The organism is Rhizobacter sp. P1_G5, assembly GCF_056405435.1.
Map to the genome: position 1 here is coordinate 1 of NZ_JBFUCB010000774.1, position 2507 is coordinate 2507.

At 58.1% G+C, this 2507-nt stretch carries 2 protein-coding genes; both read right to left on the reverse strand.

Annotated features, from left to right (window positions below):
- Positions 1–1344, reverse strand: a 1344-nt coding sequence (locus tag AC1D12_RS30845) for a hypothetical protein (protein WP_477845021.1), incomplete at its 3' end; no start/stop codon positions are given.
- A gap of 146 nt (positions 1345–1490) precedes the next feature.
- Positions 1491–2507: ATP-binding response regulator (locus tag AC1D12_RS30850; protein ID WP_477845022.1), on the reverse strand; the 1017-nt coding region annotated here is incomplete at its 5' end.

A 2507-nucleotide genomic window follows, 5' to 3' on the forward strand; every position in this document is an offset into this window, starting at 1 on the left:
GCCTCGATCCCTCGAATGATTGCACACACCAACGCAGTCTGCCGCGAGTAGGCTGCACATATTTTTCAGCAACTGGAGGTTGACACTTCTTTGGATAATCTCCTGCTTCACAAGATCCCCCCAAGTAATCGCATCTTGACCATAGTCCTCCCGCCGTCTACCGGACGTCCGCAATTGAGGATCGTTCGGATCAAGGGGCTTGCAATACTTGTCCCTCCCCACGGAGGAAGGCACGCCTGTAGCAACACTATCCGCGTCTTCATGCATCACAGTTTTGATCGACTTGCGCGTCAATTCAGCCGTCTTCGCCTTCGATTTCTCGCTCAACTTCTCCTGCATTCTGTAGGCGTTGACTTCGAGGGTCTCAGCACAAATTTTCTTACTAACCTCTTTATGTTGCAGAAGATTTATTTCGGGAATTTTATGGCTTTCGTATTTTTTTCCACTATTAATTTTATCTCTCGCCTGAGAGATCCATTTCTCTGACGCCTTGGTATTCTTCGCCTCCTTCTCAGATCGATGCAAGATCCTCTGAGGCCCCTTCATCAATTCAACCTCGCCTCCCCTCTCAGTTACAGTGGTGGCCTCAGACTTGATATCCCCTCCATCTATCCGATCAATCTGCGAATCCCCGTCACCAGAGTCAGCCACACAATAATCACTGTTCGACTCAGCCTCGGTCAAATTAATTTCATTCGAGAAATCCTCTCGAAAAAATATTTCCCCACGCCCAAAATCAGGCTCACTCTCGCTTTCTTTAACCTCCCTATCATCCAGATCACCCAATAGCTTATCGAGATCCTTGCTGCCACTTGCCGGATCGGCGACAAACATACCAAGGGTTCTCAATGCCGTTTCATATCCACCTAGATCACCCGATTTCATCGCTGAAACGGCGGCCTCCTGGAATGCATAAAACCCACCCCTCAACTCCGCCTGATCATTTCCATACCGTATTGCCCGCATCCGGCAAAAAAGGGAATGGTAGTTTTTAGAGATAATTTTTAATTCACAATCCTCGTGCACCCTGCCTTCCTCAAGCTCCTTAAGCGAACCGGCAACAAGGTTTCCCGCCAACGTCAACGCCTCGGCAAGCTCGTCGGTCTCCCGATCCTCGACGTTCTTAAGCTTAAACTCGAAGCCATTGCTCAACTGAACCTTGCATTTGAATGTAAAGTCGTCTTTTGCTGCTATGCGCTGATTCCCAAACTTCTCCTGGATCGACTCATATCCGCCATCCCGGTTCTTCACTTCTATTTTGCAAATAGAAGGTGCTTCAAGGCGAGTAGTTTTTCCGGTTATTTGCATGAAGTTGCTCCACAGCACAGTAAAACGATGCCCCATGCAGCAATCACACACAGATCACTCACAAGCAGGCGTTCCCCCTGTGTGACCGATCCGCTTTCCAAGTTCCACCCGGGGACAAACAGCTTCATCCCGTCCGGCCGGTTCGCACTCTCAGGTGCGTAGCTCGCGCCTCGGATCCCGCCTCAGCCGCCCCGCACGCCCAGCTTGAAACTGATCATCGCCCGCAGCTTGTTCGGCACCACCGGCTTCACCAGCAGGTGGAAGTTGTGCACCTGCGCATCCACCTCGTGGTTGGTCATCGTGCTGCCGCTCACCATGATGGCCGGCACGCCGGGCCCGAAGCGCTCTCGCAGCGCCTGGATCGCCTCCACGCCGGTGTGGCCGTGCTCCAGCCGGTAGTCGACGATCAGCAGGTCCGGCGGCTCATTCCCGGCCTCCTCGCTCTGCGCCCAGGCCCGGCTGGTGGCCACCGTCTCGAAGCTGCGCACGCTCGCGCCCCAGCCCTTCAGCAGCACCTCCAGCCCGTCGCGCACCGCCGGCTCGTCCTCGACGATCACGATACGGCGCCGGTCCAGCGTCAGCCCGATCGGCGCCTTGCCGCTCAGGGCCGGCGCCACCGCACGCGGTGCCTTGCCGGGCGGCAGCTCCAGCGAGAACACCGTGCCGTGCCCCGGCCGTGAACGCAGCGACAGCGGCGCCTCCATCAGCCCCGCCAGCCGCTTGACGATCGCCAGCCCCAGCCCCAGCCCCTTGCGCTGGTGCGGCGCCAGCGCGTCGCCCTGCGGCACCTGGTAGAACTCCTCGAAGATGCGCTCCTGCTCGCGCTCGCGGATGCCCACGCCGGTGTCCCACACCTGCAGCAGCAGCCGCGTGCCGCGCTTGCGGCAGCTCACCAGCACCGTGYCGTCCTGCGTGTAGCGGATCGCGTTCGACACCAGGTTGCGCAGGATGCGTTCCACCAGCACCGGGTCGGCGAACGCGTTGTGCGCCCCACCCCGGAACCGCAGCCCCAGCCCCTTCTCGAAGGCCGTCGGCTCGAAGTGCAGCTTGAGCCGCCCGAACAGCGCGCCGATGTTGAAATGCTCCGCCTGCGTCTCGACGCCGCCGGTGTCGATCTTCGTGATGTCGAGCAGCTCCGAGAACAGCCCCTCCAGCGCATCGACCGAGCCGTTGATGCTGTTGACGAGGTGGATCACCTC